Source organism: Pseudomonas sp. OF001 (genome assembly GCF_904426495.1).
Taxonomy (GTDB): Bacteria; Pseudomonadota; Gammaproteobacteria; order Pseudomonadales; family Pseudomonadaceae; genus Geopseudomonas.
In genome coordinates, this window is the sequence record NZ_CAJGBM010000001.1 from 363,889 (window position 1) to 389,215 (window position 25,327).

At 68.9% G+C, this 25,327-nt stretch carries 24 protein-coding genes; 16 read left to right on the forward strand and 8 right to left on the reverse strand.

Going from position 1 to position 25,327, the window contains the following annotated elements:
- The first annotated feature begins 4 nt into the window (after nucleotides 1-4).
- The 9 genes from murD to lpxC all read left to right on the forward strand — a co-directional run bounded on the left by murD (nucleotide 5) and on the right by lpxC (nucleotide 10,401).
- The gene (murD, locus tag RA210_RS01675; RefSeq protein ID WP_201485177.1) at nucleotides 5-1,366 is read left to right on the forward strand and encodes a UDP-N-acetylmuramoyl-L-alanine--D-glutamate ligase; all 1,362 of its coding nucleotides are present in this window, start codon (nucleotides 5-7) and stop codon (nucleotides 1,364-1,366) included.
- The gene (gene ftsW / locus RA210_RS01680) at nucleotides 1,366-2,580 is read left to right on the forward strand and encodes a putative lipid II flippase FtsW (protein WP_136488215.1); all 1,215 of its coding nucleotides are present in this window, start codon (nucleotides 1,366-1,368) and stop codon (nucleotides 2,578-2,580) included. The genes murD and ftsW overlap by 1 nt, the downstream gene beginning before the upstream one ends.
- On the forward strand, nucleotides 2,570-3,640 hold the full coding sequence (gene murG, locus RA210_RS01685; protein WP_136488214.1) for an undecaprenyldiphospho-muramoylpentapeptide beta-N-acetylglucosaminyltransferase: 1,071 nt from the start codon (nucleotides 2,570-2,572) through the stop codon (nucleotides 3,638-3,640). Before ftsW ends, murG begins: the two co-directional genes overlap by 11 nt.
- On the forward strand, nucleotides 3,633-5,084 hold the full coding sequence (gene murC / locus RA210_RS01690) for a UDP-N-acetylmuramate--L-alanine ligase (RefSeq protein WP_136488213.1): 1,452 nt from the start codon (nucleotides 3,633-3,635) through the stop codon (nucleotides 5,082-5,084). Before murG ends, murC begins: the two co-directional genes overlap by 8 nt.
- Entirely contained in the window at nucleotides 5,081-6,022 is a 942-nt protein-coding gene (locus RA210_RS01695) for a D-alanine--D-alanine ligase (RefSeq protein WP_201485178.1), read from the forward strand. Before murC ends, RA210_RS01695 begins: the two co-directional genes overlap by 4 nt.
- A 4-nt stretch (nucleotides 6,023-6,026) precedes the next feature.
- Nucleotides 6,027-6,887 (forward strand): cell division protein FtsQ/DivIB, encoded by an 861-nt coding sequence (locus tag RA210_RS01700; protein WP_136488211.1) that lies wholly within the window; start codon nucleotides 6,027-6,029, stop codon nucleotides 6,885-6,887.
- A 20-nt stretch (nucleotides 6,888-6,907) separates the two neighbouring features.
- Nucleotides 6,908-8,152 (forward strand): cell division protein FtsA, encoded by a 1,245-nt coding sequence (gene ftsA, locus RA210_RS01705; RefSeq protein ID WP_136488210.1) that lies wholly within the window; start codon nucleotides 6,908-6,910, stop codon nucleotides 8,150-8,152.
- A gap of 56 nt (nucleotides 8,153-8,208) precedes the next feature.
- On the forward strand, nucleotides 8,209-9,378 hold the full coding sequence (gene ftsZ, locus RA210_RS01710) for a cell division protein FtsZ (protein WP_201485179.1): 1,170 nt from the start codon (nucleotides 8,209-8,211) through the stop codon (nucleotides 9,376-9,378).
- Nucleotides 9,379-9,489: 111 nt separating this feature from the next.
- Nucleotides 9,490-10,401: a UDP-3-O-acyl-N-acetylglucosamine deacetylase gene (gene lpxC, locus RA210_RS01715; RefSeq protein ID WP_136488208.1), complete on the forward strand. Its 912-nt coding sequence runs from the start codon at nucleotides 9,490-9,492 to the stop codon at nucleotides 10,399-10,401.
- Between the two features lie 73 nt (nucleotides 10,402-10,474).
- Here lpxC and RA210_RS01720 read toward each other — a convergent pair whose 3' ends face one another.
- A complete protein-coding gene (locus RA210_RS01720) occupies nucleotides 10,475-10,930 on the reverse strand; it encodes a DUF721 domain-containing protein (RefSeq protein ID WP_201485180.1) in 456 nt (151 codons plus the stop codon).
- 74 nt (nucleotides 10,931-11,004) lie between these two features.
- On the opposite strand from RA210_RS01720, the gene RA210_RS01725 reads away from it, so the two are divergent.
- The 4 genes from RA210_RS01725 to RA210_RS01740 all read left to right on the forward strand — a co-directional run bounded on the left by RA210_RS01725 (nucleotide 11,005) and on the right by RA210_RS01740 (nucleotide 17,104).
- Entirely contained in the window at nucleotides 11,005-11,931 is a 927-nt protein-coding gene (locus RA210_RS01725) for a M23 family metallopeptidase (protein WP_201485181.1), read from the forward strand.
- A gap of 115 nt (nucleotides 11,932-12,046) precedes the next feature.
- Nucleotides 12,047-14,785, forward strand: coding sequence for a preprotein translocase subunit SecA (gene secA / locus RA210_RS01730; protein ID WP_201485182.1), 2,739 nt, complete (start codon nucleotides 12,047-12,049; stop codon nucleotides 14,783-14,785).
- A gap of 107 nt (nucleotides 14,786-14,892) precedes the next feature.
- A complete protein-coding gene (argJ, locus tag RA210_RS01735) occupies nucleotides 14,893-16,110 on the forward strand; it encodes a bifunctional glutamate N-acetyltransferase/amino-acid acetyltransferase ArgJ (protein WP_201485183.1) in 1,218 nt (405 codons plus the stop codon).
- Nucleotides 16,111-16,162: 52 nt separating this feature from the next.
- The gene (locus RA210_RS01740) at nucleotides 16,163-17,104 is read left to right on the forward strand and encodes a Nudix family hydrolase (protein WP_201485184.1); all 942 of its coding nucleotides are present in this window, start codon (nucleotides 16,163-16,165) and stop codon (nucleotides 17,102-17,104) included.
- A 119-nt stretch (nucleotides 17,105-17,223) separates the two neighbouring features.
- On the opposite strand, the gene RA210_RS01745 is transcribed toward RA210_RS01740, so the two are convergent.
- The 4 genes from RA210_RS01745 to RA210_RS21665 are packed head-to-tail and all read right to left on the reverse strand — an operon-like array spanning nucleotide 17,224 to nucleotide 19,955.
- Nucleotides 17,224-17,448 (reverse strand): DUF3820 family protein, encoded by a 225-nt coding sequence (locus tag RA210_RS01745; protein ID WP_201485185.1) that lies wholly within the window; start codon nucleotides 17,446-17,448, stop codon nucleotides 17,224-17,226.
- Complete coding sequence (locus RA210_RS01750; RefSeq protein WP_136488201.1) at nucleotides 17,445-18,023, reverse strand: cob(I)yrinic acid a,c-diamide adenosyltransferase; 579 nt, start codon at nucleotides 18,021-18,023, stop codon at nucleotides 17,445-17,447. Before RA210_RS01750 ends, RA210_RS01745 begins: the two co-directional genes overlap by 4 nt.
- A gap of 49 nt (nucleotides 18,024-18,072) precedes the next feature.
- Nucleotides 18,073-18,990 carry a putative 2-dehydropantoate 2-reductase gene (locus RA210_RS01755; protein ID WP_236574587.1) on the reverse strand — a complete coding sequence of 306 codons (918 nt, stop codon included), beginning with the start codon at nucleotides 18,988-18,990 and terminating at the stop codon, nucleotides 18,073-18,075.
- Nucleotides 18,987-19,955: a response regulator gene (locus RA210_RS21665; RefSeq protein WP_136488199.1), complete on the reverse strand. Its 969-nt coding sequence runs from the start codon at nucleotides 19,953-19,955 to the stop codon at nucleotides 18,987-18,989. The genes RA210_RS01755 and RA210_RS21665 overlap by 4 nt, the downstream gene beginning before the upstream one ends.
- A gap of 143 nt (nucleotides 19,956-20,098) precedes the next feature.
- On the opposite strand from RA210_RS21665, the gene RA210_RS01760 reads away from it, so the two are divergent.
- Nucleotides 20,099-20,578: a YajQ family cyclic di-GMP-binding protein gene (locus RA210_RS01760; protein WP_136488198.1), complete on the forward strand. Its 480-nt coding sequence runs from the start codon at nucleotides 20,099-20,101 to the stop codon at nucleotides 20,576-20,578.
- A 69-nt stretch (nucleotides 20,579-20,647) separates the two neighbouring features.
- Here the strand turns inward: RA210_RS01760 and RA210_RS01765 are convergent, their stop codons facing one another.
- Entirely contained in the window at nucleotides 20,648-22,192 is a 1,545-nt protein-coding gene (locus RA210_RS01765) for an AmpG family muropeptide MFS transporter (RefSeq protein WP_201485187.1), read from the reverse strand.
- Nucleotides 22,193-22,229: 37 nt separating this feature from the next.
- The gene (locus tag RA210_RS01770) at nucleotides 22,230-22,562 is read right to left on the reverse strand and encodes an MGMT family protein (protein WP_201485188.1); all 333 of its coding nucleotides are present in this window, start codon (nucleotides 22,560-22,562) and stop codon (nucleotides 22,230-22,232) included.
- Nucleotides 22,563-22,708: 146 nt separating this feature from the next.
- On the opposite strand from RA210_RS01770, the gene RA210_RS01775 reads away from it, so the two are divergent.
- Nucleotides 22,709-23,713 carry a DUF481 domain-containing protein gene (locus RA210_RS01775; RefSeq protein WP_201485189.1) on the forward strand — a complete coding sequence of 335 codons (1,005 nt, stop codon included), beginning with the start codon at nucleotides 22,709-22,711 and terminating at the stop codon, nucleotides 23,711-23,713.
- A 36-nt stretch (nucleotides 23,714-23,749) separates the two neighbouring features.
- On the opposite strand, the gene RA210_RS01780 is transcribed toward RA210_RS01775, so the two are convergent.
- A complete protein-coding gene (locus RA210_RS01780) occupies nucleotides 23,750-24,508 on the reverse strand; it encodes an SDR family oxidoreductase (protein ID WP_136488194.1) in 759 nt (252 codons plus the stop codon).
- A 281-nt stretch (nucleotides 24,509-24,789) separates the two neighbouring features.
- On the opposite strand from RA210_RS01780, the gene RA210_RS01785 reads away from it, so the two are divergent.
- Nucleotides 24,790-25,230, forward strand: coding sequence for an FxsA family protein (locus RA210_RS01785; protein WP_136488193.1), 441 nt, complete (start codon nucleotides 24,790-24,792; stop codon nucleotides 25,228-25,230).
- Nucleotides 25,231-25,327: the final 97 nt, after the last annotated feature.

Consider the following 25,327-nt stretch of genomic DNA (forward strand, 5'->3'; position numbering starts at 1 on the left):
AGAGATGACGCTGATCGCTTCCGACCAGTTCCGCATCGTTGTCGGCCTCGGCAAGAGCGGCATGTCGCTGGTGCGCTTCCTCACCCGCCAGGGCGTGCCCTTCGCTGTGGTCGACACCCGTGCCAATCCGCCGGAACTGGCCACCCTCGAGGCCGAGTACCCGCAGGTCGAGGTACGCTGCGGCGCGCTGGACGTCGACTTCCTCTGCCGCGCCAGCGAGCTGTACGTCAGCCCCGGCCTGCCGCTGGCCACCGTCGCGCTGCAGGAGGCCCGGGCGCGCGGAGTCAGGCTGTCCGGCGACATCGACCTGTTCGTGCGCCACGCCCGGGCGCCGATCGTCGCCATCACCGGCTCCAACGCCAAGAGCACCGTGACCACCCTGGTCGGCGAGATGGCGCAGGCCGCCGGCAAGAAGGTGGCGGTGGGCGGCAACCTCGGCACCCCGGCGCTGGATCTGCTGGCTGACGACATCGAGCTGTACGTGCTGGAGCTGTCCAGCTTCCAGCTGGAGAGCACCGAGCGGCTGAGCGCCGAGGTGGCCACCTGCCTGAATGTCAGCGACGACCACATGGACCGCTACAGCGGCATGGAAAGCTATCACCTGGCCAAGCACCGCATCTTCCGTGGCGCCCGCCAGGTAGTGGTCAACCGCCAGGACCCGCTGTCGCGGCCGCTGATCGCCGACCAGGTGCCGTGCTGGAGCTTCGGCCTCGACAAGCCGGACTTCAAGTCGTTCGGCATCCTCGAGGAGAACGGCGAGAAGTACCTCGCCTTCCAGTTCAGCAAGCTGATGCCGGTGCGCGAGCTGAAGATCCGCGGCGCGCACAACCAGGCCAACGCCCTGGCCGCGCTGGCCCTCGGCCATGCCGTCGGCCTGCCGCTGGCGCCGATGCTCGACACCCTGCGCCGCTTCACCGGCCTGGCGCACCGCTGCCAGTGGGTGCGCGAGCGTGACGGGGTGACCTTCTACGACGATTCCAAGGCGACCAACGTCGGTGCCGCGCTGGCGGCCATCGATGGCCTGGGCGCCGAGATCGACGGCAAGCTGCTGCTGATCGCCGGCGGCGACGGCAAGGGCGCCGACTTCAACCCGCTGCGTGCCAGCGTGGCGCGCTACTGCCGGGCGGTGGTGCTGCTCGGCCGCGATGCCGAACTGATCGCTGGCGCGCTGACCGGCAGCGACGAGCAGCCGGTGGTGCCGCTGGTGCGTGTCGCCAGTCTCGACGAGGCGGTGCAGCGCTGCGCCGAACTGGCCGAGGCGGGCGACGCCGTGCTGCTGTCGCCGGCCTGCGCCAGCCTGGACATGTTCAGGAACTTCGAGGAGCGCGGCCGCCTGTTCGCCGCGGCCGCGAGGGAGCTGCCCTGATGCGCGCGCTGCTGCGCCTGAGCCCGTCGCCGCTGCGCAGTCGGCGCGGCGTCGACATGGACTTCCCGCTGCTGGCGGGTTGCCTGGCGCTGCTCGGCCTCGGCTTCGTGATGGTCTCCTCGGCGTCCTCCGAGGTGGCCGGTGCCTTGTCGGGCAACTCGCTGTACTTCATGGTCCGCCAGCTGCTGTTCCTCGCCGTCGGCTGCGCGGCCGCCGGCGTGGTCCTGCTGGTGCCGGTGGCGACCTGGCAGAAGAACGGCGGCAAGCTGCTGATCGCCGCCTTCATCCTGCTGGTGCTGGTGCTGGTGCCGGGCATCGGCCGCGAGGTCAACGGCGCGCGGCGCTGGATCGGCTTCGGCGGCATCAACATCCAGCCTTCGGAGCTGGCCAAGCTGTTCACCGTGATCTACCTGGGCGGTTACCTGGTGCGCCGCCAGGCCGACGTGCACAACAGCTGGAAGGGGCTGCTCATGCCCTTGATCGTGCTCGGCCTGATGGCCGGCCTGCTGCTCTCCGAGCCGGACTTCGGCGCCACCGTGGTGCTGGTCGGCTCCGGCATCACCATGCTGTTCCTCGGCGGCGTCAGCCTGCTGCGCTTCCTGCCGATGGTGATCGGTGTGCTGGCGCTCGGCGTGGTGGTGATGACCAGCCAGGCCTACCGTCTCAAGCGCCTGACCAACTTCATCGACCCTTGGGCCGATCAGTTCGGCGCCGGCTACCAGCTCAGCCAGGCGCTGATCGCCTTCGGCCGCGGCGAGTGGCTGGGCGTCGGTCTGGGCAACAGCGTGCAGAAGCAGTTCTACCTGCCCGAGGCGCACACCGACTTCGTGTTCGCCGTGCTCGCCGAGGAACTGGGCATGATCGGCGCACTGGCCACCGTGGCGCTGTTCGTGCTGGTCACCCTGCGCGCGCTGCACATCGGCCTGCAGGCGGAAAAGGACCAGCAGTATTTCTCGGCCTACGTGGCCTACGGAGTGGCCATCCAGTGGATCGGCCAGTTCCTGATCAACATCGGCGTGAACGTCGGCCTGTTGCCGACCAAGGGCCTGACCCTGCCGTTCCTCAGCTACGGGGGCAGTTCGCTGGTGGTCTGCTGCGTCAGCCTGGCCCTGCTGCTGCGCATCGACTGGGAGCGGCGCAACCTGCTGGGAAATGCAGAGATGGAGTTTACCGAAGAGGATTTTGCCGAGGAGGAGCCGCGCCATGCCCGCTAACGTGCTGATCATGGCCGGCGGCACCGGCGGGCACGTGTTCCCGGCGCTGGCCTGCGCCCGCGAGTTCCAGGCGCGTGGCTACAACGTGCACTGGCTGGGCACCCCGCGTGGCATCGAGAACGAACTGGTGCCGCAGGCCGGCCTGCCGCTGCACCGCATCGAGATGAGCGGCCTGCGTGGCAAGGGCCTGCTGTCGCTGCTCAAGGCGCCGCTGCTGCTGGCCAGGGCGCTGTGGCAGGCGCGCCGCGTGCTGCGCGAGCTGCGCCCGGTCTGCGTGCTGGGCATGGGCGGCTTCGTCACCGGCCCCGGTGGCTGGGCCGCGCGCCTGGCCGGCGTGCCGCTGGTGATCCACGAGCAGAACGCCGTGGCCGGCACCGCCAATCGGGCCCTGGTGCCCTTCGCGGCGCGGGTCTGCGAGGCCTTCCCGGATACCTTCGCCGCCAGCGCCAAGCGCCGCACCACCGGCAATCCGGTGCGCCCGGAGCTGTTCCTCGCCGCCTCCCGGCAGAGCCCGGCCGCGCGCCCGGTGCGCCTGCTGGTGCTGGGCGGCAGCCTGGGCGCCGAGCCGCTCAACAAGCTGCTGCCGGCGGCGCTGGCACAGGTGAAGGCCGAGCTGCGCCCGCAGGTGCGCCACCAGGCCGGCCGGCAGCACGCCGAGGTGACCCGTGCGCGCTACGCCGAGGCCGGCGTCGACGCCGAGGTGCTGCCGTTCATCCGCGACATGGCCGCGGCCTATGCCTGGGCCGACCTGGTGATCTGCCGGGCCGGCGCGCTGACCGTCTGCGAGCTGGCCGCCGCCGGCCTGCCGTCGCTGCTCATTCCGCTGCCACACGCCATCGACGATCACCAGACGCGCAATGCCGAATATCTGGCCAGGGCCGGTGCCGCCGTGCTCTTGCCGCAACATGCCACTGACGCGGCCGCGCTGGCCGCGCAGCTGACCGAGGTCCTGATGCACAGCGAAAAACTCGAAGCCATGGGCGCTACTGCCCGCCGCCTGGCCAAGCCCGAAGCCACCCGCGAGGTGGTCGATATCTGCCTGGAGGTGGCCCATGGCTGATGCCCTGCGCGGCAACAATCCGGCCGAGGTACGGCGCATGCGCCGCATCCGTCGCATCCACTTCGTCGGCATCGGTGGCGTCGGCATGTGCGGCATCGCCGAGGTGCTGCTCAACCTCGGCTACCAGGTGTCCGGCTCCGACCTCAAGGCCTCGCCGGTGACCGCGCGCCTGGAGAGCTTCGGTGCGCAGATCTTCATCGGCCACCGCGCCGAGAACGTCGAGCAGGCCGACGTGCTGGTGGTGTCCAGCGCCATCAACCCGGCCAACCCGGAAGTCGCCCATGCCCTGGAGCGGCGCATCCCGGTGGTGCCGCGTGCCGAGATGCTCGCCGAGCTGATGCGCTACCGCCACGGCATCGCGGTGGCCGGCACCCACGGCAAGACCACCACCACCAGCCTGATCGCCTCGGTGTTCGCCGCCGCCGGCCTCGATCCGACCTTCGTCATCGGTGGCAAGCTGACCGCTGCCGGCACCAACGCCCAGCTCGGCGCCAGCCGCTATCTGGTGGCCGAGGCCGACGAGAGCGACGCCAGCTTCCTGCACCTGCAGCCGATGGTCTCGGTGGTCACCAACATCGACGCCGACCACATGAGCACCTACGGCGGCGACTTCAACAAGCTGAAGAAGACCTTCGTCGACTTCCTGCACAACCTGCCGTTCTACGGCCTGGCGGTGCTCTGCGTCGACGACCCGGTGGTGCGCGAGATCCTGCCGCAGGTCAGCCGGCCGATCGTCACCTACGGCTTTGACGAGGGCGCCGACCTGCGCGCCATCGACGTGCGCCAGCAGGGCATGCGCACCTACTTCACCGTGCTGCGCAAGGACCGCGAGCCGCTCGCCGTGGTGGTCAACATGCCCGGCCGGCACAACGTGCTCAACGCGCTGGCCACCATCGCCATCGCCACCGACGAGGGCATCGGCGACGACGCCATCCTCGCCGGCCTGTCCGGCTTCCAGGGCGTCGGTCGGCGCTTCCAGGTCTACGGCGAGCTGCCGGCCGAAGGCGGCAGCGTGATGCTGGTCGACGACTACGGCCACCACCCGCGCGAGGTTGCCGCGGTGATCAAGGCGGTGCGCGATGGCTGGCCGGAGCGGCGCCTGGTGATGGTCTATCAGCCGCACCGCTACAGCCGCACCCGCGACCTCTACGACGACTTCGTGCAGGTGCTCGGCGAGGCCAGCGTGCTGCTGCTGATGGAGGTCTACCCGGCCGGCGAGGAGCCGATCCCCGGTGCCGACAGCCGCCAGCTGTGCCACAGCATCCGCCAGCGCGGCGTGCTCGACCCGATCTACGTCGAGCGCGGCACCGACCTGGCGCCGCTGCTCAAGCCGCTGCTGCGCCCAAACGACATCCTGCTCTGCCAGGGCGCCGGCGACATCGGCGGCGTCGCTCCGCAACTGATCAACCATCCGCTGTTCGCTGTGCAAGGTGAGTCGAAATGAGTCAGCCATCCAACCTCGATCTCCAGGCCTTCGGTCGTGTCGCCGTCCTCTACGGTGGCCGCAGCGCCGAGCGCGCGGTATCGCTGAAGTCCGGCGCGGCCGTGCTGGAGGCCCTGCAGGGCGCCGGGGTGGACGCCTTCGGCATCGACGTCGGTAGCGACCTGCTGCAGCGCCTGGCCGGCGAGCGCATCGACCGCGCCTTCATCGTCCTGCATGGCCGCGGCGGCGAGGACGGCAGCATGCAGGGCCTGCTCGAGTGCCTGGAGATCCCCTACACCGGCAGCGGCGTGCTGGCCTCGGCGCTGGCGATGGACAAGCTGCGCACCAAGCAGGTGTGGCAGAGCCTCGGCCTGCCGACGCCGCGCCACGCGGTGCTGGCCTCGGCCGCCGACTGCGAGCGCGCCGCCGTCGAGCTGGGCTTCCCGCTGATCGTCAAGCCGGCCCACGAGGGCTCGAGCATCGGCATGGCGCGGGTGGAGAGCCTGGAGGCGCTGCTGGCCGCCTGGCAGGACGCCCGCCGCTACGACTCGCAGGTGCTGGTCGAGCAGTGGATCAGCGGTCCCGAGTTCACCGTGGCCGTGCTGCGTGGCGAAGTGCTGCCGCCGATCCGCCTGGGCACCACCCACAGCTTCTACGACTACGAGGCCAAGTACCTGGCCGACGATACCCGCTACCAGATCCCCTGCGGCCTGGAGGCGGACAAGGAAGAGGAACTCAAGGCGCTCGTCGCACGCGCCTGCGAAGCGGTCGGCACCCGCGGCTGGGCCCGCGCCGACGTGATGCAGGATGCCGACGGGCAGTTCTGGCTGCTGGAGGTCAATACCGTTCCGGGGATGACCGACCACAGCCTGGTCCCGATGGCCGCACGGGCGGCTGGCCTGGATTTCCAGCAGCTGGTGCTGGAAATCCTCGCCGACAGCCTCGAGGCAAGGAGCTGATCCCATGATCGCGCTGCTGCGTCACCAGCGTCCGGGCCCGGCGGGCCCGCTGCGCAAGCCGGTCCCCCGCGGGGCCAGCCGTCTGGTGGTGCGCGAACCCCTGCGCAAGCGCCTGCCGCGCCCGTCGCTGAGCGGCCTCAAGCGGCTGGCATGGCCGCTGCTGCTGCTCGCTCTGGGCGTGGGAGCCCACGACCTCGGCCAGCGCCTGCTGCCCTACGCCGACCAGCCGATCGCCCGGATCAGCGTGCAGGGCGACCTGCACTACGTCAGCCGGGTGGCGGTGGCCAAGCAGGTGGAGCCCTTCGCCGACGCCCGCTTCTTCAGCGTCGACCTGGAGGCGATGCGCAGCGCGCTGGAGCAGATGCCGTGGATCGCCGAGGCCGAGGTGCGCCGGGTGTGGCCCGATCAGGTGCTGATCCGCCTGGAGGAGCAACTGCCGGTAGCCCGCTGGGGCGACGAGGCGCTGCTCAACCACCAGGGGCAGGCCTTCGCCCCGGGCGAGCTGGCCGGCTACGAGCACCTGCCCAAGCTGTGGGGGCCGCAGCGTGCGCAGCAGCAGATCATGCGCCAGTACCAGTTGCTCAGCCAGCTGCTGCGGCCGCTGGACTTCACCGTGACGCGCCTGGAGCTGCGCGAGCGCGGCAGCTGGTACCTCACCACCGGACAGGGGCTGGAGCTGCTGCTCGGCCGCGACCATGTGGTGGAAAAAATGCGCCGTTTCGTCAGCGTCTACGAAAAGGCCCTGAAAGAACACAACGCGAACATTGCGCGCGTCGATCTGCGCTATCCCAACGGCCTGGCCGTGGCGTGGCGCGAGATGCCGGCGGCGCCGGTCCCCGGCGACAGCGCCGGGGCCCTGCAGTGACTTGAGGAGAGAACTGGATCATGGCAAGCGCGCAGAGCGGCAAGATGATCGTCGGTCTGGATATCGGCACCTCCAAGGTGGTGGCGCTGGTCGGCGAGGTGGCGGCCGATGGCCAGCTGGAAATCGTCGGCGTCGGTACCCATCCGTCGCGGGGGCTGAAGAAGGGGGTGGTGGTCAACATCGAGTCCACCGTACAGGCCATCCAGCACGCCATCGACGAGGCGCAGCAGATGGCAGGCTGCCGCATCCACTCGGCCTTCGTCGGGGTGGCCGGCAGCCACATCCGCAGCCTGAACTCCCACGGCATAGTCGCCATCCGCGACCGCGAGGTGAGCCCGGCCGACATCGAGCGGGTGCTGGATGCCGCCCAGGCGGTGGCCATTCCCGCCGACCAGCGGGTGCTGCACACCCTGGCCCAGGACTACGCCATCGACCATCAGGATGGCGTGCGCGAACCGCTGGGCATGTCCGGCGTGCGTCTGGAGGCCAAGGTGCACGTGGTCACCTGCGCGGTCAACGCGGCGCAGAACATCGAGAAGTGCGTGCGCCGCTGCGGCCTCGAGGTGGATGACATCATCCTCGAACAGCTGGCTTCCTCCGACTCGGTGCTGACCGACGACGAGAAGGAGCTGGGCGTGTGCCTGGTGGACATCGGTGGCGGCACCACCGACATCGCCATCTTCACCGAAGGTGCGATCCGTCACACGGCTGTCATCCCGATCGCCGGCGACCAGGTGACCAACGATATCGCCATGGCCCTGCGTACGCCGACTCAGTATGCTGAAGAAATCAAGATTCGCTACGCCTGCGCCCTGGCCAAGCTGGCCGGCGCCGGGCAGACCATCAAGGTTCCCAGCGTCGGCGAGCGGCCGCCGCGCGAGCTGTCGCGCCAGGCGCTGGCCGAGGTGGTCGAGCCGCGCTACGAGGAACTGTTCTGCCTGGTGCAGGGCGAGCTGCGCCGCAGCGGCTACGCCGACCTGCTCCCGGCCGGGATCGTCCTCACCGGCGGCACCGCCAAGATGGAAGGTGCCGTCGAGCTGGCCGAAGAGGTATTCCACATGCCGGTACGCCTGGGCCTGCCGCAAGGCGTCAAGGGCCTCGAGGATGTCGTGCGCAACCCGGCCTATGCGACCGGGGTCGGGCTGCTGCTGTACGGCCTGCGCAAGCAGGGGACTCCGAGCTATGTCGGCCCGGGCAGCAGCAGTGAAGAGAGCAAACCGCCGGTATTCGTGCGCTTCAAGCGCTGGGTACAGGGCAACTTCTGACAGACGGCCGCGCGAGACGGCAACTGTTTGGGCAGAAAAGGGAAAGGAGAGGGAAAATGTTTGAAATGGTCGATAACGTTCAATCGAACGCGGTAATCAAGGTCATCGGCGTCGGCGGCGGTGGCGGCAATGCGGTCAACCACATGCTGCGCTGCAACATCGACGACATCGATTTCATCTGTGCCAACACCGACGCCCAGGCGCTGAAGAAGGTCGACGCCAAGACCATCCTGCAGCTGGGCATGAACGTCACCAAGGGCCTGGGCGCCGGCACCAATCCGGACGTCGGCCGCCAGGCTGCGCTGGAAGACCGCGAGCGCATCGCCGAGGTGCTGGAAGGCGCCAACATGGTGTTCATCACCACCGGCATGGGCGGCGGCACCGGCACCGGTGCAGCGCCGATCATCGCCGAAGTGGCGAAGGAGATGGGCATCCTCACCGTGGCCGTGGTCACCCGCCCGTTCCCCTTCGAGGGCCGTCGCCGCATGCAGATCGCCGACGAGGGCATCCGTGCCCTGTCCGAGCATGTCGACTCGCTGATCACCATCCCCAACGAGAAGCTGCTGACCATCCTCGGCAAGGATGCCAGCCTGCTGTCCGCCTTCGCCAAGGCCGACGACGTGCTGGCCGGCGCCGTGCGCGGCATCTCCGACATCATGCAGCGCCCGGGCCTGATGAACGTCGACTTCGCCGACGTGCGCACCGTGATGAGCGAAATGGGCATGGCGATGATGGGCACCGGCCACGCCAGCGGCCCGAACCGTGCCCGCGAGGCGGCCGAGGCGGCGATCCGCAACCCGCTGCTGGAGGACATCAACCTGCAGGGCGCCCGCGGCATCCTGGTCAACATCACCGCCGGCCTCGACCTGTCGCTGGGCGAGTACACCGAGGTGGGCAGCATCATCGAGCAGTTCACCTCCGAGCACGCCACCGTGAAGATCGGTGCGGTGATCGATCCGGAGATGCGCGACGAGCTGCATGTCACCGTGGTCGCCACCGGCCTCGGCGCGCGCATGGAGAAGCCGACCAAGGTGGTCGACAACACGCCGGTCGCCGCTCCTGCGCCCCAGGCCGCCTCGGTCAATTACCGCGATCTCGAGCGCCCGACCGTGATGCGCGAACCGCGCCCGACCGCCGGCGGTGCCGCGCCCGCGCCGAAGATCGCCACCCAGGAGGATCTGGATTACCTGGATATTCCGGCGTTCCTGCGTCGCCAGGCCGATTGACGCGCTATATCAGCGGCATAGCCGTGATTGGTGTTCAGTAAGGGCGGGCTCTGCTATCATGCCTGCCATTGCTGAGAACAGTTCACAACTTGTGCAGATACGGCCAAAGCCATGATCAGACAACGCACTTTGAAGAACATCATCCGCGCCACCGGCGTCGGCCTGCATTCGGGGGAGAAGGTCTACCTCACCCTGAAGCCGGCTCCGGTGGATACCGGGATCGTGTTCTGTCGCACCGATCTCGACCCGATGGTGGAAATTCCGGCCCGGGCCGAGAACGTCGGTGATACCACCCTGTCGACCACGCTGGTCAAGGGTGACGTCAAGGTGGATACGGTTGAGCACCTGCTCTCGGCCATGGCTGGCCTGGGTATCGACAACGCCTACATCGAGCTGTCGGCGCCGGAAGTGCCGATCATGGATGGCAGTGCCGGTCCCTTCGTGTTCCTGATCCAGTCCGCCGGACTGCAGGAACAGGAGGCGGCGAAGAAGTTCATCCGCATCAAGCGGCCGGTGACCGTGGAGGAAGACGGCAAGAGCGCCACCTTCCTGCCGTTCGATGGCTTCAAGGTGAGCTTCGAGATCGACTTCGACCATCCGGTGTTCCGCGGCCGTACGCAGACCGCCTGCGTCGACTTCTCCAGTACCTCGTTCGTCAAGGAAGTCAGCCGTGCGCGCACCTTCGGCTTCATGCGCGACATCGAGTTCCTGCGTTCGCAGAACCTGGCGCTCGGCGGCAGCGTCGACAACGCCATCGTGGTCGACGAGTTTCGCGTGCTCAACGAAGACGGCCTGCGCTACGAGGACGAGTTCGTCAAGCACAAGATCCTGGACGCCATCGGCGACCTGTACCTGCTCGGCACCAGCCTGATCGGCGAGTTCCGCGGGCACAAGTCCGGCCACGCCCTGAACAACCGTCTCCTGCGCACCCTGCTCGCCGAGCGGGATGCCTGGGAAGTGGTGACCTTCGAGGATGCCAGCACCGCGCCGATCTCCTACATGCGCCCGGCAGCTGCCGTCTGAGGCAAGACCCTCCCTTTCTCTTGAGGCCACCCCTGCGGTGGCCTTTTTTTCGTCCGCGCCTTTTGCGGTGGGCTCAGTCGTGCGGGGTCGTGTGGCTGGCCAGGCGCTCGAGGGCGGCGCGCAGGCGTGGATCCTCGATGCCGCTGGCGGCGGCGCGCAGGGTGTCCGCGGCATTGGCGGACAGGGTGGGATTTCGACCGGTGACACGCCTTTCGGCCGGTGCCGGTTGCACCTTGAAATGGATTTTCGCTAAGTTCGCGAACTCCCTGAGGCCCCGCAGCTGACGCAGCAGGCGTTTCTGCTGGTAGCGCAGGTGGGTGGCCCACTGGCCGTCGGTGACGATCAGCAGCAGGCAGTCCTCGCGCCAGGAGGCGACCTTGCAGTGCGCGCGGGCCGCCGGCTGCAGCTGGCTTTCCACCAGTTGCTGCAGGTGGGCGAGGCGCTGCGCCTCGCCGAACAGGTTCTTGAGCGTCTTGGTTCCGCGCAGCAGGGTCGCGGGCGCTCGAGCCGGCAGGGGGCGAAAAGTCATGGCAGGACGCCTGGAAACAACCGAGCGGCCATCGTAGCAGAACGGCCGCGCCGATTCTTCTTGCGGGATGTTCCATGCATATCATTTTCATGAGCCGTCGCCACGGTGCGGCGCGCGCACTCACCCTCACTCCCCGCCGCGGCTTGCTGCTGGCCACTCTCCTGCTCGGCTGCACCCTGGCTACCGGAATGGTACTCGGCGCCTGGATCAGACCCGAGGTCCCCGTCGCGGTTCCCGACGAGTCGGTCGCCGCGACGAGCGGTGTGCAACCCGAGGAGCTGATCGAGGCGCGCGCCGTCGCCCAGCGCCAGCTGGACGCGCTCGGCGTGCACCTCGCCGAGCTGCAGGCCCGCCTGACTCGCCTGGATGCGCTGGGCGAACGTCTGGCCGAGCTGGCCAAGCTCGACGCCGACGAGTTCGACTTCTCCCAGCCGGTAGGGCAGGGCGGGCCGGACGAGCCGCTGGACGCCGAGACCTTCTCCGGCAGCGACGTGCTCGGCAGCCTCGACGCCCTGGCCGCCCGCATCGACGGGCGCGAGCAGCAGCTGGAGGTGCTCGAGCAGTTGCTCGCCGAGCGCCGCCTCGACGATGCGCGCCAGGTCGCCGGGCTGCCGGTGGCCAGCGGCTACCAGTCCTCGCCGTTCGGGCTGCGCCGCGACCCCTTCCATGGGCGTGCCCGCCAGCACAAGGGCGTGGATTTCGCCGCCAAGCGCGGTACCGAGATAGTTGCGGTGGCCACCGGGGTGGTCACCTGGTCCGGTCGCAAGTCGGGCTACGGCTGGACCGTCGAGGTCAGTCATGCCGACGGCTATACCACCCTGTACGGCCACAATCAGCGCAATCTGGTGCAGGTCGGTGACCTGGTGCAGCGTGGCCAGGCCATCGCCCTGGTCGGCAGCAGCGGGCGTTCCACCGGCCCGCACCTGCACTTCGAGGTCAAGAAGAACGGTCGCCAGGTCAATCCCGAGACCTACATCGCCCGTGCCGCCAGTGATGAATGAGGCGACTTTTCATGCGGGCATTTCCGGGTAGAATGCCTCCTTCGCTGCCGTGCAGACGGCACTGGGCGCTCCGCTGGGGTGCCCTCCATTTCCACAGATGGAAGACCCTCCCCCTATGTTTGCGCCTTTGTTGAGAAAACTCTTTGGAAGCAAGAACGAGCGTGAAGTCAAGCGCATGACCAAGGCTGTCCAGGCGATCAACGTCCTGGAAGAGCAGATGGTCGCGCTGTCCGACGAGCAGCTCAGGGGCAAGACCGAAGAGTTCAAGGCGCGTTTCGCCCAGGGCGAGAGTCTCGACAAGCTGTTGCCGGAAGCCTTCGCGGTGGCCCGCGAGGCCGGCAAGCGGGTGATGGGCATGCGGCATTTCGACGTGCAGCTGATCGGCGGCATGACCCTGCACGAGGGCAAGATCGCCGAGATGCGTACCGGCGAGGGCAAGACCCTGGTGGGCACCCTGGCGGTGTACCTCAACGCCCTGGCCGGCAAGGGCGTGCACGTGGTCACGGTCAACGATTACCTGGCCCGCCGCGACGCCAACTGGATGCGCCCGCTGTACGAGTTCCTCGGCCTGTCGGTGGGGGTGGTCAGCCCGTTCCAGGATCCGACCGACAAGCGCGCGGCCTATGCCGCCGACATCACCTACGGCACCAACAACGAGTTCGGCTTCGACTACCTGCGCGACAACATGGCCTTCAGTCTGGAGGACAAGTTCCAGCGCGAGCTGAACTTCGCCGTGGTCGACGAGGTGGACTCCATCCTCATCGACGAGGCGCGTACTCCGCTGATCATCTCCGGTCCGGCCGAGGACAGCTCGCGCCTGTACCTGCAGATGAACCAGCTGATTCCGCGGCTCAAGCGTCAGCTGAACTCGGAAGACGGCGAGGTGCAGGAGGAGGGCCACTACAGCATCGACGAGAAGGCCCGCCAGGTCGAACTCACCGAGCAGGGCCACCAGTTCATCGAGGACATGCTCAGCCAGGCCGGCCTGCTGGCCGAGGGCGAGAGCCTGTACTCGGCGCACAACCTCAGCCTGCTGACCCACGTCCATGCGGCGTTGCGCGCGCACACGCTGTTCCACCGCAACGTCGAATACATCGTGCAGGACAACCAGATCCTGCTGATCGACGAGCACACCGGGCGCACCATGCCGGGCCGGCGCCTGTCCGAGGGCCTGCACCAGGCCATCGAGGCCAAGGAGGGGGTGCAGATCCAGGCCGAGAGCCAGACCCTGGCCTCGACCACCTTCCAGAACTACTTCCGCCTGTACGGCAAGCTGGCCGGCATGACCGGCACCGCCGACACCGAGGCCTTCGAGTTCCGGCAGATCTACGGCCTCGACGTGGTGGTGATCCCGACCAACAAGCCGATCGCGCGCAAGGACTTCAACGACCTGGTCTACCTGACCCAGGAGGAGAAGTACGCGGCGGTCATCGAGGACATCAAGCAGTGCCAGGCCGAAGGCCGTCCGGTGCTGGTCGGCACCGCCTCGATCGAGAGTTCCGAGTACGTCTCCCAGCTGCTGGTCAAGGCCGGCATCGAGCACAAAGTGCTCAATGCCAAGTACCACGACAAGGAGGCCGAGATCATCGCCCAGGCCGGTCGCCCCGGCGCGGTGACCATCGCCACCAACATGGCCGGCCGCGGTACCGACATCCTGCTCGGCGGCAACTGGGAGGTGGAGATCGCCGCGCTGGAGAACCCCAGCGACGAGCAGGTGGCGAAGATCAAGGCCGAGTGGCAGAAGCGCCACCAGCAGGTCATCGAGGCCGGTGGCCTGCACGTGATCGCCTCCGAGCGCCACGAGTCGCGGCGCATCGACAACCAGCTGCGCGGCCGCGCCGGCCGCCAGGGCGACCCGGGCTCCAGCCGCTTCTACCTGTCGCTGGAAGACAACCTGATGCGCATCTTTGCCTCCGACCGGGTGAAGAACTTCATGAAGGCCCTCGGCATGCAGTCGGGCGAGGCCATCGAGCACCGCATGGTCACCAACGCCATCGAGAAGGCGCAGCGCAAGGTCGAGGGACGCAACTTCGACATCCGCAAGCAGCTGCTCGAGTTCGACGACGTGGCCAACGAGCAGCGCAAGGTGATCTACCACATGCGCAACAGCCTGCTGGCCGCCGAGAACGTCGGCGAGACCATCGCCGAGTTCCGCGCGGAAGTGCTCGCCCGCACCATCGATGCCCATATCCCGCCGCAGTCGCTGCCCGAGCAGTGGGACATCGCCGGGCTGGAGGCCGCCCTGCAGGCCGACTTCGGCCTGCACCTGCCGGTGCAGCAGTGGCTCGACGAGGACGACAAGCTGTACGAGGAAACCCTGCGCGAGCGCATCCTCGCCGAGCTGGTCAAGGCCTACGAGGAGAAGGAAGAGCTGGCCGGCGCCGAGGCGCTGCGCAGCTTTGAGAAGCAGATCCTCCTGCGCGTGCTGGACGACCTGTGGAAGGAGCACCTGTCCACCATGGATCACCTGCGCCACGGTATCCACCTGCGCGGCTACGCACAGAAGAACCCCAAGCAGGAGTACAAGCGCGAGTCCTTCGCCCTGTTCCAGGAGCTGCTGGAAAGCATCAAGCGCGACGCCATCCGTGTGCTCTGCCACGTGCAGGTGCGCCGCGAGGACCCGGCCGAGGAAGAGGAGCGCCTGCGCCGCGAGGCCGAGGCCCTGGCCGCGCGCATGCAGTTCCAGCACGCCGCCGCGCCGGCGCTCGACCAGCCGCTGGAGACCGCCGACGAGGAAGGCGAGGCGGCCCAGGTGGCGGTGGCCGTGCGTCAGGAGCCCAAGGTCGGCCGCAACGAGCCGTGCCCGTGCGGCTCCGGCAAGAAGTACAAGCACTGCCACGGCCAGATCAGCTGATCGGCTGACGCCGTGCCCGCGCCGCGACCGGCCTTGCCGCTCGCGGCGTTTTTGATACTGTGTCCCCTCTTCATTACGCGCCGCGCGCATCTCAAGGAGTCTGTCCCATGGCTGTCGGTCTTGGCCCCCTGCCCACCCTGCACCCGGTTCCCGGTTTCGAACTCGGCATCGCCTCGGCCGGCATCAAGCGCCCCGGCCGCAAGGACGTGGTGGTGATGCGCTGCGCCGAGGGCTCGACCATCGCCGGCGTGACCACCACCAACGCCTTCTGCGCCGCGCCGGTGCTGATCACCCGCGAGCGCCTGGCGGGCGAGGTGCGCTACCTGCTGACCAACACCGGCAACGCCAACGCCGGCACCGGCCCGGACGGCCTGGTGCGCGCCCGCCGCGCCTGCGCCAAGCTGGCCGAACTGGCCGGGGTGAGCGAGAGCGCCGTGCTGCCGTTCTCCACCGGGGTGATCGGCGAGCCGCTGCCGGTGGAGAAGATCGAGGCCGCCCTGGAGGCTGCGCTGGCCGACCTCAGCGTCGACCACTGGGCGCAGGCTGCCGAAGGCATCATGACCACCGACACCCTGCCCAAGGGCGCCAGCCGCCAGTTCCAGCACGACGGCGTCACCGTCACCGTCACCGGCATCAGCAAGGGCGCCGGCATGATCCGCCCGAACATGGCCACCATGCTCGGCTACATCGCCACCGACGCCAGGGTCGCCCACGACGTGTTGCAGGACCTGGTACGCGATGCGGCCAACAAGTCGTTCAACCGCATCACCATCGACGGCGACACCTCCACCAACGACTGCTGCATGCTGATCGCCACCGGCCAGGCTGCCCTGCCGGAAATCACCGAGAAGAGCGGCGAGCTGTACGCCAAGCTCAAGCAGGCGGTGTTCGAGGTGTTCATGGAAGTCGCCCAGGCGATCGTCCGCGACGGCGAGGGTGCCACCAAGTTCGTCACCGTGCAGGTCAACGGCGGCGCCAACCACCAGGAGTGCCTGGACGTGGCCTACGCCGTGGCCCACTCGCCGCTGATCAAGACCGCGCTGTTCGCCTCCGACCCCAACTGGGGGCGCATCCTCGCCGCGGTCGGCTACGCCGGCGTGCCCAACCTCGACGTCAGCCTGATCGACGTGTTCCTCGGCGAGGTGTGCATCGCCAGCAAGGGCGGCCGTGCCGCCACCTACACCGAGGAGCAGGGCGCGGCGGTGATGAAGCAGGAGGAAATCGGCATCCGCATCGAGCTGGGCCGCGGCGACTGCAGCGAGACCATCTGGACCACCGACCTGTCCCACGAGTACGTGCGCATCAACGCCGAGTACCGTTCCTGACCTGCAGGAGCGCGCCGCCGGCCGGCGGCGCGCTGCGCGGAGCCATTCCGAGATGAAACGACTGCACGTGGCCGCGGCGGTGATCCGCGGCACCGACGGCCGGGTGCTGATCGCCCGGCGTCCCGAACACAAGCATCAGGGCGGCCTGTGGGAGTTCCCCGGCGGCAAGGTCGAGGCCGGCGAGGCGGTGGAGGTCGCGCTGGCGCGCGAGCTGCATGAGGAGCTGGGCATCGACGTGATCGCCTCGCGCCCGCTGATCCAGGTGCGTCACGACTATCCCGACCTGGCGGTGCTGCTCGACGTCCACGAGGTCGGCGCCTTCACTGGCGAGCCGCATGGCCGCGAGGGCCAGCCGCTGGCCTGGGTGGCGCCGCGTGAGCTGCCCGACTACGAGTTTCCCGAAGCCAACCGGCCGATCGTCGCCGCCGCGCGTCTGCCGGCACACTACCTGATCACGCCCGACGACCTGGAGCCCGCCGAGCTGCTGCGTGGCGTGCGCCGGGCGCTGGCCGACGGCATCCGCCTGCTGCAGCTGCGCGCGCCGAACATGTACAGCCCCGAGTACCGCGACCTGGCCACCGACATCCAGGGTCTGTGCGCCGGCAAGGCGCAGCTGATGCTCAAGGGGCCGCTGGAGTGGCTGGGCGACTTCCCCGCCGCCGGCTGGCACCTGACCGCCGCGCAGCTGCGCAAGTACGCGGCCAACGGCCGGCCGTTCCCCCGCGAGCGCTGGCTGGCGGCATCCTGCCACGATGCCGAGGAGCTGGCGCTGGCGGCGCAGATGGGTGTCGACTTCGTCACCCTGTCGCCCGTGCAGGCGACGCAGACCCATCCCGAGGCCGCGCCGCTGGGCTGGGATTCGGCCGCCGAGCTGATCCGCGGCTTCAACCAGCCGGTGTACCTGCTCGGCGGGGTCGGCCCGGGCGAGCAGGCGCGGGCCTGGCAGGCCGGCGCCCAGGGCGTGGCCGGCATCCGCGCGTTCTGGCCGGATTGAGTGGCGGAGCCGGCAGCCATGTCGGGCGGTTGCGGTAGGGCAACTCGCGCAGCGATTGCCCACCGTGCGGCCCGCTGACGAGGTGCGTCGGTAGAAAGCCGCTGTGCGGTTTTCCTGCCCTACGGCTGCTGTATTGGCCGGCGCAGCGGCTCCAGCAGGGCGCGCAGGCCGTTGTGGTCGATCTCGTGCATCAGCGCCAGCAGGCGGCCCAGTTCGCCGCGCGGGAAGCCCTCGCGGGCGAACCAGGCCAGATAGTGGCCGGGCAGCTCGCTGATCAGCCGTCCCTGGTACTTGCCGAACGGCATCGGCCGACTGACCAGCAGCAACAGGTCCTCGGGCTTCACGCGTCGCGCTCCGCCGCCTGCCAGAGCACCTCGTCGACCTGCTGGCGGCGGGCGATCAGCCGCGCGCCGACGAACAGCAGGTCGGACAGGCGGTTGAGATAGGCCAGGCACTCGCCGCGCAGCGGCTCCACCGCGTTGAGGTGCTGGCAGCGACGCTCGGCGCTGCGCGCGAAACTGCGGCAGACATGGGCCTGGGCCACCAGGCGCGAGCCGCCGGGCAGGATGAAGTTCTCCAGCGGCCCGACCTCGGTGTTCCAGGCGTCGATGGCCTGCTCCAGGCGCGCCACTTCCGCGACATTCAGCGCCTGGTACTCGGGCATCGCCAGCTCGCCGCCGAGGTCGAACAGGCGGTGCTGGCAGGGCGCCAGAGTTTCGATGACTTCCGCCAGCCCGGGCCGCAGGGCTGCCTGCTCGGCCAGTTCGGCGAGCAGCAGGCCGAGCTGGCTGTTGAGGGTATCGACCTCGCCCATGGCCTCGATGCGCGGATGGTCCTTGGTCACCCGGCGGCCGTCGGCCAGGCCGGTCTCGCCGGCATCGCCGGTGCGGGTGTAGATCTTCGACAGACGGTAGCCCATGCTGATGGTCCTGTTGGCTGCAAGCGCGAGCCGGCAGGGTAGCGGGCCGTCAGTCCTGCGGCAATCCGCGCGCGGCCAGATGGGCGCGCAGGCGGCGGGCGAGATCTTCCAGTCGCGGCAGCTCGAGCCCGCGGCGCTGCGCTTCGCGACAGGCGTGGCCGAGCAGGTAGGCGATCTCGGTGCGCCGCCCGGCAGCGACGTCCTGGTACATCGACGAGTAGTTGGCGGCGGTGGCGGCAATCACCCGCTCCACCTCGGTCTGCAGGCCATCGGCCGCGGCGGCCTGGCCGCAAGCGGTCAGCAGCTCGACCAGTTCGCGGCACAGCGCGGCCACTTCCACGGCATGCGCCTGCAGACCGCCGTTGCGGCAGTCGTGCAGCACGGTCAGCGGATTGATCGCGCAGTTCAGCGCCAGCTTGCGCCACAGGCGGGCGAGGATGTCGTCGCTCCAGCTGGCCGGGATGCCGGCCTGGGCCAGTTCTCCCAGCCAGCCGGGGGATGGCGTGGGCGGCGCCGTGCCGAGCCAGGTATGCCCGCTGCCGGCGAACACCACATGGAAGTCGCGGCGGCGGAAGGCGCCTTCGGTGCTGGAGGCGAAGATGCAGCGTGCCTGCGGCAGCAGCGCCGCGACAGCGTCCTGGCTGCCCAGGCCGTTCTGCAGCAGGATCACTTCGGCGCCGGGAGCCAGGCGCGGGCGCAGGGCGCGCGCAGCCGCGGCTGCGTCATAGGCCTTGCTGGCCAGCAGCAGGCGGCGGATCGGCGCGGGTTCGTCGAGGGGTTGCGCCGGCAGGGCGAGCTGCCGGCAGTGGCCGTCACGCTCGAAGGTCAGGCCGCCGGCTGCCCGGTACTCGGCGAGCCGCTGGCGATCGCGCAGCAGCAGCTCGACCGGCAGGCCGGCCGCGGCGAGGCGGGCCGCCCACAGGCCGCCGAGGCTGCCGCTGCCGAGCACATGCCAGGTGCTGGTCACGGGCTGGCGGCGGCCGAGCGCTGCAGGCGGCTGCAGGCGATGCGCCCGCTGCCGCGGGCCTCCTCCAGCTGCGCCGCGGCCTGGCGCATCAGTTGTTCGACGCCTACCGGGCAGTCGCGGCTTTCGACGCCGATCATGGCGATGGTGGCCTGCGGAGTGATGAAGCCCTCGCTGGTCTTCAGCGCCTTGCGGTTGAGTCCCTCGTGCAGCCGGCGGAAGCTGCCGTGGCCGCATTCGCGCAGGTCGTCGACCATGGCGACCACGGCGAAGTGGCGGTCGTCGAGGCGTGCCACCGCGTCGAGCGGGCGCAGCATCTGCTGCAGACGGCGGGCGACGTGATAGAGCAGCTCGCGCTGCAGGCCCTCGCCGTGGCCGTTGCCGGGATTCTCCAGGCCGATCAGCAGGTAGCACAGCGCACCACCGCGCGACTCGAGCTGGCGCAGGGCGCTGCCGAGGTGCTGCTGCAGGAAGCGCTGGTTGCCTAGGCCGGTCAGCGGGTCGATCACGTTGCGCTGTTCCAGATGGCTGAGGTTGTGCGCCAGCTGGCGCTTTTCCTGCAGCAGGCGCTGCAGGGTGGCGCACAGGCGTTCGGCGGCCAGAACCCGCGGCAGCAGCTGCTCGCTGACCGTGGACTTGCTGACGAAGTCGTCGACGCCGCGGCCGAAGGCGGCGCCGAGGATGTTCTTGGCGTCGCTGCCGGTGAGCAGGATGACGTAGGTGTAGTGCTCGCCGGACTCGTCGAGCTGGCGGACCTGTGCGGTCATCTGCAGGCCGTCCATCTCCGGCATCATCCAGTCCACCAGCAGCACGTTGGCCGGCCGTTGCTGGAGCGCTTCGAGGGCCTCGCGGGCGCTGCCGGCGATGCGGATGTCGCGATAGCCTGCCTGCTGCAGTACGCGGCAGATCAGGGCGCTGGAAAACCGGGCATCGTCCACCACCATGATGCTGAGATTGGGATTGGGCATGGCCTGGGGCTCGGCTGATCGTCGGGGCGGTGCTTGCGAGCGGCACCGAACGGGAGCTCAGTTATAATGACCCTTCATTTTTTACGTCAAGCCAGGCGCGACGCATCCGTGAACCCGGTCGCGCCGTTCATCGGAGAGTAACCATGCCCTCGTTCGACATCGTGTCCGAGCTGGACAAGCACGAAGTCACCAACGCCGTCGACAATGCCATCAAGGAGCTGGATCGCCGCTACGACCTGCGCGGCAAGGGCAGTTTCGAGTTCAAGGAAAAGACGGTCACCCTGACCGCCGAGGCCGAGTTCATGCTTGAGCAGATGATCGAGATCCTCAAGCTGGCGCTGGTCAAGCGCAAGATCGACATCCAGTGCCTGGAGTACAAGGATCCCTATGCGTCCGGCAAGGTGGTCAAGCAGGAAGTGACCATGCGCGAAGGCATCGACAAGGAGCTGGCCAAGAAGATAGTCGCGCTGATCAAGGATGCCAAGCTCAAGGTCCAGGCCGCCATCCAGGGCGAGCAGGTGCGCGTCACCGGCAAGAAGCGCGACGACCTGCAGGAGGCCATCGCCCTGCTGCGCACCCAGGAGCTGGGCATGCCGCTGCAGTTCAACAACTTCCGCGACTGATCGGCCGCGCTTCCGGTCGTCCGTTGTCCGAGGGCCAGCCGCAGGGCTGGCCCTTGGCGTTTCTGCCGGTCAGGAGCCCTGCGGCGGCTCGCCGGCGGAGGCGGTGGCCGGCTGGCGGCGCTCGCGGCCCCACTGCAGGCCGATCAGCAGCAGGGTGGGGATGCCGATCAGCGCGGTGACCAGGAAGAAGTCGGCGTAGCCGAGCTTCTCGACCAGCACCCCGGAGTAGCCGCCCATCAGGCGCGGCAGCAGCAGCATGATCGAGCTGAGCAGCGCGTACTGGGTGGCGGAGAACTGCAGGTTGGTCAGGCTCGACAGGTAGGCGACGAAGGCCGCGGTGGCCAGGCCGCCGCTGAAGTTGTCCACCGAGATGGTCAGCATCAGCATCTCGAGGTTGGGGCCCATGCCGGAGAGCAGGGCGAACAGCAGGTTGGTCGCCGCCGAGGCCAGGCCGCCGACGAACAGGATCGGCAGGATGCCGAAGCGGGCGATCAGCACGCCGCCGACACCGGCACCGAGCAGGGTCATCACCAAGCCGAACAGCTTGCTGACGCTGGCGATCTGGTCCTTGCTGAAGCCGAGGTCGACGTAGAACACGTTGGCCATCACGCCCATGACGGTGTCCGACATGCGGTAGGTGGCGATCAGGCCGAGGAGGACCAGCGCCTGCCAGCGGTAGCGGTGGATGAAGTCGCTGATCGGGGTGAGCACCGGCGCCAGGCCGCGGCGGCCGAACGGCGACAGGCACAGCAGGGTGAGCACGGTGTACAGGGTGAAGCGCAGGAAGGCGCGGTCGTCGAGCAGCAGGTCGAGCAGGGTCACCTGGCTGCTGAACACTCCGTCCACGCCGCTGTGGTAGAGCTGGGTGAACATCGCCGGCACCGAGATCAGCAGCACGATCAGCACCAGCACCGAGATCAGCTGGTGGCTCAGGCCGTAGCGGCTGGCCGCCTGCTGCAGCGGTGCCGGCAGCGGCGGCTCGCGCATCCACAGGGTGGTGAGCAGGCCGGGCAGCATCAGCAGGGCGAACAGTAGGTAGGTGCTGGCCCAGGCCGGGTACAGGTAGTTGCCGCCGGTCGAGCCGAAGCCCTCGGCGACGAACAGCGCGCCGGCGGTGGCCAGCAGCATGGCCACCCGGTAGCCGGTGGTGTAGCAGGCCGCCAGCGCGGCCTGCTGGGTATCCTCGGCGATCTCCAGGCGGTAGGCGTCGAGGGCGATGTCCAGGGTGGCGGAAGCGAAGGCCACCAGCACGGCGACGGCGATCAGCCAGGCCAGGTGGGTCTGTGGGTCGAACAGCGCCATGCCGGCCAGACCGACGGCCACCATCAGCTGCGACAGCGCCAGCCAGGAGCGGCGCCGGCCGAGGCGGCCGAGCAGCGGCAGGCGCCACTGGTCGAGCAGCGGCGACCACACCCACTTGAAGGCGTAGGCCAGGCCGATCAGGCTGGCGTAGCCGATGGTCTCGCGCGCCACGCCGGCCTCGCGCAGCCATACCGACAGGGTGGAGAACACCAGCACCATCGGCAGGCCGGCGGCGAAGCCGAGCAGCAGGAGCGCCAGGGCGGAGGGGCTGGCATAGGTGGCGAAGGCTTCGCGCCAGGTTCGACGGGGCATGGAGCGCTGCATGGAGATCCGGGGCAAAACCTGCACTCTAACCGCTCTGGCCAGCGGGATGCCAGCCGTGGCGACGGATGTCGAGGCGTTCGCCGAGCAGCACCACGCCTTCGGCGGCGAGACGGCGGCGCTGCTCGTCGCCGGCGGGCGAGCCGGCCGGCAGGCTCAGGCGTCCGCCGGCAGCCACCACCCGGTGCCAGGGCAGGGCGCTGTCCTGCGGCAGCTGGGCGAGGCAGCGGCCCACCCAGCGGGCCGCGCGGCCCAGGCCGGCCAGGGCGGCGAGCTGGCCGTAGCTGACCACCCGTCCGGGCGGCACCTGGGCCAGCACGGCGTACAGCGCGGCGCGACGCGGGTCGGCAGGGACAGGCATGGGCGGTTCTCGGTGGGGGCGAAGGCATGGAGCATACTCCCGGTCCGGTCCGCCTGCAGCGTCCGCTACCGTACGACGGCCGTGGCTTGCCCGCCAGCCACGGCTCCGGATAATGGCGCGCTTTCCGCTCGTCGACCCTCGTTCCCATGCGCCTGCCGATCCTGCTGCTGTCCGTCATCCTGTCCCTGCTGGTCACTCCGGCCCTGGCCGATACCGTCTGGCTGAAGAACGGCGACCGCCTGAGCGGGCGGATCCAGCTGTTCGATGGCGGCAAGCTGCTGCTCAAGACCGACTATGCCGGCAGCGTGACTCTGGACTGGCGGCAGGTGGCCAGCCTGGAAAGCGACCAGGCCCTGCTGGTCAAGCTGGACGACGGCGAGGGCGAGCACGCCCGCGGCCTGCGTCGCGCCGCCGATGGCCGGGTCGAGCTGGTCAACGGTGCGGCGCGCAGCGTCGAACTCGCTGCGGTGCAGCAGATCCTGCCGCCGCGGCCGCTGGTGGAGGACTGGGTGTGGAGCGGCAGCGCGGACTTCGCCGTCGAGTACGAGCGGGCCGAGAAGGATGTCGAGGAGTTCGACGTCGATCTGCGCACCAAGGCCCGTCACGGCGACTGGCGGCACAATCTCAGCGCCAGCTACGACCGCGAGTCGAAGGACGAGGTGGAGACCGAGGACAGCGTCGGCGCCGAGTACGCCCTCGACCGCTTCCTCGACGAGCACTGGTTCTGGCAGGGCAAGTTCGAGTACGAGCGCGACCGCATCGAGGAGGTGGCGATCCAGCGCACCCTGGGCAGCGGTCCCGGCTACCAGTTCTGGGACAACGAGCTGGGCGCCTTCTCGCTGGTGTCGCTGCTCAACCGCCACGACCTGGCCTTCGCCGCCGGCGGCAAGGAACACCTCTACGCGCTGGGCTTCAAGTGGGACTACAACCGCTTCCTGCTGGGCAAGCGCTTCGAGCTGTTCAGCCATGGCGAGCTGGGCGCGCCCTTCGTCGACGCCATCGACTACAAGCTGGAGAGCGACCTGGGGCTGCGCTACAAGCTCAACAGCTGGGCCTCGCTGCACCTCAAGGGCGAGTGGGACCAGCTGCGCGGCGAGCAGGGCGACGTCGACGAGGCGACCTACAGCCTCGGTTTCGGCGTCGGCTGGTAGGGCGGACGCCGGAGCGTCCGCCTGCCGCTGTCGGCCTTACAGGCGGATGCCGCCGTCCAGCTCGAGCACGCGACCGGTGAAGTAGTCGCTCTCGAAGATGAAGGCGGCAGCCTGGGCGATCTCCTCGGGCTGGCCCAGACGCCGGAGCGGGATCGCCGAGGTCATGCGCTCCAGGGCCTCGGGCTTCATGCTGGCGACCATCTCGGTGCCGATGAAGCCGGGGGCGATGGCGCCGACGCGGATGCCGTGGCGCGCCAGCTCCTTGGCCCACACCACGGTCAGCGAGGCCACCCCGGCCTTGGCCGCGGAATAGTTGCTCTGCCCCATGTTGCCGGCGCGCGACACCGAGGAGATGTTGACGATGGCACCTGCGCACTTGAGTTCGATCATCTTCGCCGCCACCTCGCGGGTGCACAGGAAGGGTCCGGTCAGGTTGACGTCGAGCACTGCCTGCCACTGTGCCAGCGGCAGCTTCTCGATGACGCCGTCCCTGACCTTGAGCAGCATGCCGTCGCGCAGGATGCCGGCGTTGTTGATCAGTCCGTGGATGGCGCCGAAGTCGGCGGCCACCTGCTGCACCATGCCCTCGACCTGCGCCTCGTCGGCGACGTTGCACACATAGGCGCGCGCCTCGACACCGTTGGCCTGGCAGGCGCTCACTGCCTGGTCCAGTTTTTCCGGGTTGAGGTCGACCAATGCCAGTTTTGCACCGCGGCAGGAAAGGTATTCGGCCATGGCCCGGCCGAGGCCCTGGCCGCCGCCGGTGATGATGATGACCTTGTCTTTGAGTTGCATGAGGGAATCCCCCTGCTTGTATTGTTTGTTGGCCTCGCCGGTGGCTGCGGAGGTTCCGGAGCCCCTGTCCGTTGCGACGGATTCTCTGCGAGGATTCATTCCCTGAGCGTCTTTTGCAGTGCAGCATCGGCGGGCTTGATAGTCAAGAATTTTCTCGGTGGCGGTGCGCGTCCGGATGCGTTTCGGTCGACGGGTGGCGGGCGGCGGGCTTGAATTCGCCTGACGCGGGCGCCATCTCGTGTCACATTGGGCTGTCCCGCCCGTTCCGGAAAACCGATTCGATGCGCCTACTGCTGTCCGCCTTCATCCTCTTCCCACTGCTCGAGCTGGCCGTGCTGATCGCGGTCGGCAGCCACATCGGCGTGCTGGCCACCCTGCTGCTGGTGGTCGCCAGCGCCCTGGCCGGTGGCTTCCTGCTGCGCATCGCCGGACCGGCCACCGCCTGGCGCGCCCGAGCCCGCCTGCTCGCCGGCGAGGCGCCGGAGCAGGAGATGCTCGACGGCCTGCTGCTGGCCCTCGGCGGCTTCCTGCTGCTGCTGCCCGGCTTGATCAGCGACGTTCTCGGCATCCTCTGCCTGCTGCCGTTCACCCGCCACGCGCTGCGCCAGCGTCTGCTGCGCAGCGCCGCCCGCCGTCGCCCGCAGGCCGGCCAGGCGGCGCACGAGCCAGCCCAGTCGCGCCCGCAGGTCATCGAGGGCGAGTGGCAGCGCCACGACGACTGAAATTTTTTTTGTCCTGCCCCTTGAAATGCCCTGGCCGGCCCTCATCTAGCGGTCAGCGCAGGATTGCCGAGCAATCACCGCCCAGACTTTCGCGACG

What these genes read in the sequence shown, in the direction of transcription:
- murD (WP_201485177.1), top strand. Translation starts at nt 5, where the DNA reads ATGACGCTGATCGCTTCCGACCAGTTCCGCATCGTTGTCGGCCTCGGC.
- ftsW (WP_136488215.1), top strand. Translation starts at nt 1,366, where the DNA reads ATGCGCGCGCTGCTGCGCCTGAGCCCGTCGCCGCTGCGCAGTCGGCGC.
- murG (WP_136488214.1), top strand. Translation starts at nt 2,570, where the DNA reads ATGCCCGCTAACGTGCTGATCATGGCCGGCGGCACCGGCGGGCACGTG.
- murC (WP_136488213.1), top strand. Translation starts at nt 3,633, where the DNA reads ATGGCTGATGCCCTGCGCGGCAACAATCCGGCCGAGGTACGGCGCATG.
- RA210_RS01695 (WP_201485178.1), top strand. Translation starts at nt 5,081, where the DNA reads ATGAGTCAGCCATCCAACCTCGATCTCCAGGCCTTCGGTCGTGTCGCC.
- RA210_RS01700 (WP_136488211.1), top strand. Translation starts at nt 6,027, where the DNA reads ATGATCGCGCTGCTGCGTCACCAGCGTCCGGGCCCGGCGGGCCCGCTG.
- ftsA (WP_136488210.1), top strand. Translation starts at nt 6,908, where the DNA reads ATGGCAAGCGCGCAGAGCGGCAAGATGATCGTCGGTCTGGATATCGGC.
- ftsZ (WP_201485179.1), top strand. Translation starts at nt 8,209, where the DNA reads ATGTTTGAAATGGTCGATAACGTTCAATCGAACGCGGTAATCAAGGTC.
- lpxC (WP_136488208.1), top strand. Translation starts at nt 9,490, where the DNA reads ATGATCAGACAACGCACTTTGAAGAACATCATCCGCGCCACCGGCGTC.
- RA210_RS01720 (WP_201485180.1), bottom strand. Translation starts at nt 10,930, where the DNA reads ATGACTTTTCGCCCCCTGCCGGCTCGAGCGCCCGCGACCCTGCTGCGC.
- RA210_RS01725 (WP_201485181.1), top strand. Translation starts at nt 11,005, where the DNA reads ATGCATATCATTTTCATGAGCCGTCGCCACGGTGCGGCGCGCGCACTC.
- secA (WP_201485182.1), top strand. Translation starts at nt 12,047, where the DNA reads ATGTTTGCGCCTTTGTTGAGAAAACTCTTTGGAAGCAAGAACGAGCGT.
- argJ (WP_201485183.1), top strand. Translation starts at nt 14,893, where the DNA reads ATGGCTGTCGGTCTTGGCCCCCTGCCCACCCTGCACCCGGTTCCCGGT.
- RA210_RS01740 (WP_201485184.1), top strand. Translation starts at nt 16,163, where the DNA reads ATGAAACGACTGCACGTGGCCGCGGCGGTGATCCGCGGCACCGACGGC.
- RA210_RS01750 (WP_136488201.1), bottom strand. Translation starts at nt 18,023, where the DNA reads ATGGGCTACCGTCTGTCGAAGATCTACACCCGCACCGGCGATGCCGGC.
- RA210_RS21665 (WP_136488199.1), bottom strand. Translation starts at nt 19,955, where the DNA reads ATGCCCAATCCCAATCTCAGCATCATGGTGGTGGACGATGCCCGGTTT.
- RA210_RS01760 (WP_136488198.1), top strand. Translation starts at nt 20,099, where the DNA reads ATGCCCTCGTTCGACATCGTGTCCGAGCTGGACAAGCACGAAGTCACC.
- RA210_RS01765 (WP_201485187.1), bottom strand. Translation starts at nt 22,192, where the DNA reads ATGCCCCGTCGAACCTGGCGCGAAGCCTTCGCCACCTATGCCAGCCCC.
- RA210_RS01770 (WP_201485188.1), bottom strand. Translation starts at nt 22,562, where the DNA reads ATGCCTGTCCCTGCCGACCCGCGTCGCGCCGCGCTGTACGCCGTGCTG.
- RA210_RS01775 (WP_201485189.1), top strand. Translation starts at nt 22,709, where the DNA reads ATGCGCCTGCCGATCCTGCTGCTGTCCGTCATCCTGTCCCTGCTGGTC.
- RA210_RS01780 (WP_136488194.1), bottom strand. Translation starts at nt 24,508, where the DNA reads ATGCAACTCAAAGACAAGGTCATCATCATCACCGGCGGCGGCCAGGGC.
- RA210_RS01785 (WP_136488193.1), top strand. Translation starts at nt 24,790, where the DNA reads ATGCGCCTACTGCTGTCCGCCTTCATCCTCTTCCCACTGCTCGAGCTG.